The sequence below is a fragment of the Vibrio sp. 1F263 genome, from assembly GCF_041439035.1.
Classification (GTDB): domain Bacteria; phylum Pseudomonadota; class Gammaproteobacteria; order Enterobacterales; family Vibrionaceae; genus Vibrio; species Vibrio tasmaniensis_A.
In genome coordinates, this window is record NZ_JBGONI010000045.1 from 22,683 (window position 1) to 28,864 (window position 6,182).

General features: G+C 45.2%; 8 protein-coding genes. 6 read left to right on the forward strand and 2 right to left on the reverse strand.

Annotated elements, in window-relative coordinates; translation table 11 throughout:
* The first annotated feature begins 67 nt into the window (after positions 1–67).
* The gene (locus ACED25_RS20460; RefSeq protein ID WP_032498912.1) at positions 68–370 is read left to right on the forward strand and encodes a thiamine-binding protein; all 303 of its coding nucleotides are present in this window, start codon (positions 68–70) and stop codon (positions 368–370) included.
* A gap of 74 nt (positions 371–444) precedes the next feature.
* Here ACED25_RS20460 and ACED25_RS20465 read toward each other — a convergent pair whose 3' ends face one another.
* Positions 445–612, reverse strand: coding sequence for a hypothetical protein (locus tag ACED25_RS20465; RefSeq protein ID WP_017099427.1), 168 nt, complete (start codon positions 610–612; stop codon positions 445–447).
* Between the two features lie 109 nt (positions 613–721).
* Positions 722–982, reverse strand: a complete 261-nt coding sequence (locus ACED25_RS20470) for a DUF1289 domain-containing protein (protein ID WP_017098649.1) — start codon at positions 980–982, stop codon at positions 722–724.
* A gap of 191 nt (positions 983–1,173) precedes the next feature.
* Between ACED25_RS20470 and ACED25_RS20475 the strand changes: the two genes are divergently transcribed.
* The 5 genes from ACED25_RS20475 to ACED25_RS20495 all read left to right on the forward strand — a co-directional run bounded on the left by ACED25_RS20475 (position 1,174) and on the right by ACED25_RS20495 (position 6,077).
* Positions 1,174–1,620: an META domain-containing protein gene (locus ACED25_RS20475; protein ID WP_009846444.1), complete on the forward strand. Its 447-nt coding sequence runs from the start codon at positions 1,174–1,176 to the stop codon at positions 1,618–1,620.
* 361 nt (positions 1,621–1,981) lie between these two features.
* Positions 1,982–3,148, forward strand: a complete 1,167-nt coding sequence (locus ACED25_RS20480; RefSeq protein ID WP_029223164.1) for an ABC transporter substrate-binding protein — start codon at positions 1,982–1,984, stop codon at positions 3,146–3,148.
* Between the two features lie 5 nt (positions 3,149–3,153).
* Positions 3,154–4,854: an ABC transporter permease gene (locus tag ACED25_RS20485; protein WP_017104252.1), complete on the forward strand. Its 1,701-nt coding sequence runs from the start codon at positions 3,154–3,156 to the stop codon at positions 4,852–4,854.
* A complete protein-coding gene (locus ACED25_RS20490) occupies positions 4,820–5,470 on the forward strand; it encodes an ATP-binding cassette domain-containing protein (protein WP_017104253.1) in 651 nt (216 codons plus the stop codon). Before ACED25_RS20485 ends, ACED25_RS20490 begins: the two co-directional genes overlap by 35 nt.
* On the forward strand, positions 5,460–6,077 hold the full coding sequence (locus ACED25_RS20495; protein WP_017104254.1) for a CDP-alcohol phosphatidyltransferase family protein: 618 nt from the start codon (positions 5,460–5,462) through the stop codon (positions 6,075–6,077). The genes ACED25_RS20490 and ACED25_RS20495 overlap by 11 nt, the downstream gene beginning before the upstream one ends.
* Positions 6,078–6,182 lie beyond the last annotated feature (105 nt).

A 6,182-nucleotide genomic window follows, 5' to 3' on the forward strand; every position in this document is an offset into this window, starting at 1 on the left:
CATCTGCAACAATTCCCTATCCAAGAGTAAGCAGAAAGTGTCTGAGTTAAAAAGAGAAAAAGAAGTGATGGTTGCCTTCCAAGTGATCCCTCGCGTTAAAGAAGGCAACAACTTCGAAGTGGTTGATAAAGCAATTGAAGTTGTGAAAGCTGCCGATGTGCCTTTCCAAGTCGGAGCTATGGAAACCACGATGAAAGGTGAACTCAACCTACTGTTAGATATCGTTAAAAAAGCAGAACAAGCTTGCTACGATGCAGGGGCTGTAGAAGTGATCACAAACATTAAAATTCACAGTAAAACCACCGAAGCCAATGATACATTTTGCACGTACCATCGTGGTGTAACGAAAGCGAATCACATGTTTGTTTAGCAATATGTTTATTTCAGAAAGCTGTTTATTTAAGAAAACAGGGCTTTAAGAAAGACTCTGAAGAACCAGTGATGTTATTGAAAAGGCATGTCTGAAAGGTGAGAAAGGATTTCCATTCGTTCTTCTTCTGACATCGAATGCCAATCACGCGGAGCCTCTTCAGGGTCATCTTTCGCCCCGATCGGTTTACGATCCAGTGCTTTAACTGGCTCTTTTTTGAATTTTCCGTTCTTTTTATTCATACCGACACCACTCCTTCAGGTACAAAGGTACCTACCTTAATATTACACCCCAACCATTATGTAAAGTAATAGTTACCTCGAGGTTAAATAAAATTTCAATACTTCCTCTTTAGCCGAAAAGATCTCTTTGGGGACTTGTACTTCCCTCTTCGTCAACCGACTTACCAACCAAATTTTTTTGCTTCATTATTTTTCTTCTATAGCGCTGACGACACAGCTTTATGACGTGTAACTGTTCTGACGGCGTCATCGACATCCAATTAAAGCGCTCCTCCCTTTTACGCATACAGCCATTGCAATAGCCTTTGTCATCGCTTGAGCAAACCCCCACGCAAGGGCTTGGAACTTGGAAAAACTCTAACTGCTCCACCCCGCCTCCTTACATAATCAAAATTACGCTTACTATCTCAAAAATAAGCGATTAATTTGTCGCCTAGCTCATGAAATCCATACTAAACTATGACCTTATACTGACACATATAGTGTTTTGTAAACTATACTTTGAACCCATCAAGTTACACTTATTCGGTAACTTCGTTCTTTCCTTTGGAGCCTTATAATATGAAGTTTAGTTCAAAAAAATTACTAGCAGTAGCCGCTTTACCTATGATGCTAGCAGCATGCACAACAACAGGTGATAACGCGATGCAAGTAACACCAACCGATCTACAGCACCATAATTGGGAACTTGCGCAAATTGATGGCAAGAACATTGAGAAAAGCGAACACCAAGCGACACCTCGTCTAGAGATCGGCGAAAAGATGACGGCAAACGGCATGGCTGGTTGTAACAACTTCTTCGGTCAAGGCGAACTAAAAGACGGTCAATTCCGCATTAAGCAAATGGGCATGACCATGAAAATGTGTCACGGCTCAGCAATGGAAATCGAACAATCGGTTTCCGCGACTCTAAGCGAGTGGAGCGACGTAACACTAACAAACGATACGCTAGTATTGAAAAACGATGTACACACGCTAACGTACACAATTCGTGACTGGGTAAACTAATCAGTCAGAGAAACCAAATATTGATTGAAGGAGCCCTAGTGGCTCCTTTTTTATTGCTTTTTTACACTCATGATTCCTTCAAAACTGACACTCATCGCTTACTTTTCGTACCAACCTCCAATAAACCTAAAAAATCTATCATTTGAGTGCAATAAATTCATCAGTTCAACGGTCTGTTGCTAGGATGGTAATAGCCCTTAAGTAATTGATTGAATTTACTGTTGAATTAGAATTTATTTCAGAAACAGATAGAATAACTATTAGGGCGTGTTGATCTTTCGTTAGCCACGAAAGGTCAACACGCCCTAGGGAGTTTGAAAATACAATGCTCTTGCCCGTTCACTACCAAATGGAAAAGTTTATGAACAAGATAGTAAGTACGTTAGGAATCATGGCAACCGTTGCATACAGCGCAGCCATTTACGCTGATGAAGCAACATCAACCAATAGCTGGAACCAAATAGAACAGCAGGCAGAGGGACAAACTGTCTACTTTCACGCTTGGGGCGGAAGCCAAGAAATTAATCGTTACCTACAATGGGCAGGCAAGGAGTTACAAAGTGACTACGGTGTGACCTTAAAGCATGTAAAAGTAACCGACATTGCTGAAACGACTACTCGACTACTTGCAGAAAAAGCCGCAGGCAAGAACAGCGAAGGCAGTGTCGATATCGTTTGGATTAATGGTGAGAACTTCCGCTCGATGAAAGACAATGCGCTGTTATTTGGACCATTCACAGAATCACTTCCAAACTGGAAGTACGTTGATAAATCTTTACCAATTGATGTCGATTTCTCGGAGCCAACCGAAGGCTTAGAAGCACCTTGGGGCGTCGGACAACTTGTGTTCATCCACGACCAAGAGACACTAAACAATCCGCCACAATCGTTTTCAGAGATGTTGAGCTACGCTCAAGCTTTCCCTAACCGCTTAAGCTACCCTCGCCCACCTGAATTTCATGGCACCAGCTTCATCAAGTCTCTACTGATTGAGCTAACAGACAACAACCCTGCACTGGCTCAACCTGTTTCGGAAGACAACTTCCAAGAAGTTACTGCACCACTTTGGGCTTACTTAGATAAATTCCATAAAGTGGCATGGCGCGGTGGTAAACAATTCCCAGCGGGCACATCTGAAAGCATTCAACTTCTGGATGATGGTCAGCTCGATTTAGCGATTACCTTTAACCCAAATTCTGTCTATTCAGCACAATCAAGTGGCCGCCTAGCTGAAACTACCAAGGCCTATGCTCTAGAAAGCGGTGCTCTGTCTAACATTCACTTCCTTGCGATTCCTTGGAATGCTAATGCAAGTGCTGGCGCTCAGGTAACCATCAACTTCTTGTTGAGCCCAGAAGCACAATCACGCAAAGGCGACCTCAATGTTTGGGGCGATCCTTCAGTGTTGAGCAGCAAATACCTGACCGGTAGCGCTAAAAATACCCAGCAATTTAAATCGATTGATGAACCACACCCTAGCTGGCAAAACGCGCTCGAGAAAGAGTGGCTTAAGCGATACGGTAGCTAAAATTCATGCTACGCGCTCTATATTTTGTTGTTATAGCTGTGTGCATTACCCCAACCATTCCTGGGGTAGCGGGAGTAGTGGCCTCGTCACTGAGTTTCATCCCGCCCCTAGGTTTAGAAGAGCCCTCACTCAACGGTTTTAGCCAAGTCTTTCAATGGGAAGGGGCTTGGCACTCTATTGGTTTGAGCCTCGGTTCAGCGTTCGCCAGCAGCTACATTGCCTGCTTCCTGACCTTTTGTATTCTTCAGGCTTCTTGGGGAAACAAGTTTTGGAGAAAGATTGAGCTAACGCTATCGCCAATGCTTGCCATTCCGCATGTGGCTTTCGCTATCGGCTTTGCTTTTCTGTTTAGCCCAACAGGGCTTGGCGCAAGAGCCGTGCATCACTTACTTGGTGAATCGGCTACAAGCTCTGAATTGGCTTTGCTGATAAAAGATCCTTACGCGTTTGGCCTAATCATTATGCTCGCACTCAAAGAAGTGCCCTTCTTATTGCTGATGAGCATTTCGATACTTCAACAAATCGATGTTGAACGCATCACTAAGGTCAGTGCCTCTCTGGGTTATAGCCGTGCTCAGATCTGGTGGAAGTGTATTTTCCCACAATGGTTTACCAAGCTTCGCTTCCCTATGTTGGCGGTGCTTGCTTACAGCGTATCGGTTGTCGACATCGCTCTGATCATTGGCCCAACCAATCCGCCGACCTTTGCCGTTTTGGTATGGCAATGGTTTAACGACCCAGACCTTAATCTATTGCCACGAGCTGCCGCTGGCGCCATCGTTTTATTCGGTTTGGCTTCGTTGATCATCGCCCTAGCGCGTCTAATCGAATGGGCAATTCTCAAGTACTTTAGAACTTGGCAATATTCAGGAAGAACAGGTATTAACCTTCCAGGAAAAACGATCTTCGCAGTGCTTGCTGCATTGTCACTACTGATCATTCCACTAATGGGGATTTGGAGTGTTGCCCAACGTTGGCGTTTCCCTGATTTACTTCCAAGTCGCTACAGCATGCGTTTCTGGGAGTTTGAGTGGGATGGCATCATGAGCACCGTCGGGCAAAGCTTGTGGATTGGCCTTATTGCCGCTTCCGTTGCTTTATTACTCGCGCTGGTAGCTCATGAGTACCGAATCAAATACAAGTGGCAAGTTCCGGGCTTTATTATCGCGATTCCCATGTTGATACCTCAACTCTCGGTATTGTTCGGCATGCAAGTGACCACGCTTTATATCGGCAGCAGCGCCTATGAATTTTGGGTAATTTGGGCGCATGTTTTCTTTGCTTTCCCGTTTGTGTATCTGTCTTTGGATGGCCCTTGGAAAAGCTTCAATGACGGCCTGATAAAAGCCTCGTTGAGCTTGGGTAAATCGCCATTTCAAAGCTGGTACTCCATCAAGCTGCCTATCTTGTTACCCGCTATTGCCTTTGCTTGGGCGGTCGGGATCAGCGTAAGTTTGGCTCAGTACTTACCCACCTTGATGCTCGGCGCGGGCCGTATTAGCACAATCACCACAGAAGCCGTTGCCCTTACCAGTGGTTTCGACCGCAGAGTGACAGCTATCTATGCCATTTGGCAGGCCCTATTGCCTCTGTTCTTTTTCTCTTTAGCGATATTAGTCAGCCGACTTCAACTCAGATATCGCCGTCTTACTTTTAAAGGTTTTCTAACGAATGAGTCTGCACCTCAACGACCTCGCCATCCGTAAAAACGATGGTGTATCGCTGTTTTCAGCGCTAAACATAACATTAGAATCAGGCCAAGTATTGGCTTTGATGGGGCCGAGCGGCTGCGGAAAATCGACCTTGTTGGACGCCGTAGCTGGGCACTTAAATGATGAGTTTTCGTATTCTGGCACCGTTATTTTGAACGACATTCAGCTGGATAACCTGCCTTCACATCAGCGTGAAGTCGGTATTCTTTTTCAAGATGACTTGTTGTTCCCTCACCTCAAGGTATGGGAAAACTTGGCGTTCTCTCTGCCTAATTCAATTAAGGGCTCCGCTCGTCAACAGCAAGCGATGGCCGCACTAAAAGACATAGAGCTAACTCACTTGGCAGAGTCTTTCCCGGATCAAATATCTGGCGGTCAACGTGCAAGAATCAGCTTAACTCGTATGTTATTGGCGAAGCCGAAGCTCGCCCTACTCGACGAACCGTTTAGTAAGTTAGACCAAGAGTTAAGAGCACAATTTCGCGATTGGGTCTTCGAACAGCTGACAAAAGCAAATATCCCAACATTAATGGTCACGCACGACGAAGCTGACGTACCTCAAGGGGCGCAAGTGCTGTCTTGGCCATGGAGGAGTCATCATGCTGGATAAGTACTCCATCAAGGTCATTAAGTGGCCATTAAACCAATCAGCTAAGTTGCTGAGTCAATTCGGTATCACGGCAAATCAAACCACCTTATTTGGCTTTCTGGTCGGGTGTTTAGCGTTTCCGGCGTTGGCATTTCAACATTACGAATGGGCGCTAGGCTTCATTGTGTTCAACCGAGTATGTGATGGGCTTGATGGGGCTTTGGCTCGAATCCAAGGCATTAGTGACGCTGGCGGTTTTCTCGACATCAGCCTCGATTTCCTTTTCTATTCGTTAATTCCTTTTGGCTTTGTTATTGCGAACCCAGAACACAACGCCATTGCCGGTGCGTTTTTGATCTTCTCTTTTATCGGTACTGGCAGCAGCTTTTTGGCGTTTGCCGTGATGGCAGGCAAACGAGGCATCGAAAACCCAGTCTATAAGCATAAGTCTCTGTACTACATGTCAGGGCTAACCGAAGGCACTGAAACCATCGCTTGTTTCATCGCGTTCTGTATTTGGCCTCAACACTTTGCTGTTATCGCCTACACCTTTGGCACCGCGTGCTGGCTAACTACGTTCATGCGAATTTACTTTGGATTCCAGACACTCAAGGATCAAGCTAGCTAGGGTGTGCATTTCTCATAAATAAAAACGCCGCTCAAATGAGCGGCGTTTTTTCGGCTTTGTTGCGTAATTAAATTTAAAGATAGAACAACCCCGTTTCGCGTATTT

Excerpts from the sequence above, each read along its gene's own strand:
- ACED25_RS20460 (WP_032498912.1), top strand. The coding sequence starts at position 68 with ATGGTTGCCTTCCAAGTGATCCCTCGCGTTAAAGAAGGCAACAACTTC.
- ACED25_RS20465 (WP_017099427.1), bottom strand. The coding sequence starts at position 612 with ATGAATAAAAAGAACGGAAAATTCAAAAAAGAGCCAGTTAAAGCACTG.
- ACED25_RS20475 (WP_009846444.1), top strand. The coding sequence starts at position 1,174 with ATGAAGTTTAGTTCAAAAAAATTACTAGCAGTAGCCGCTTTACCTATG.
- ACED25_RS20480 (WP_029223164.1), top strand. The coding sequence starts at position 1,982 with ATGAACAAGATAGTAAGTACGTTAGGAATCATGGCAACCGTTGCATAC.
- ACED25_RS20485 (WP_017104252.1), top strand. The coding sequence starts at position 3,154 with ATGCTACGCGCTCTATATTTTGTTGTTATAGCTGTGTGCATTACCCCA.
- ACED25_RS20490 (WP_017104253.1), top strand. The coding sequence starts at position 4,820 with ATGAGTCTGCACCTCAACGACCTCGCCATCCGTAAAAACGATGGTGTA.
- ACED25_RS20495 (WP_017104254.1), top strand. The coding sequence starts at position 5,460 with ATGCTGGATAAGTACTCCATCAAGGTCATTAAGTGGCCATTAAACCAA.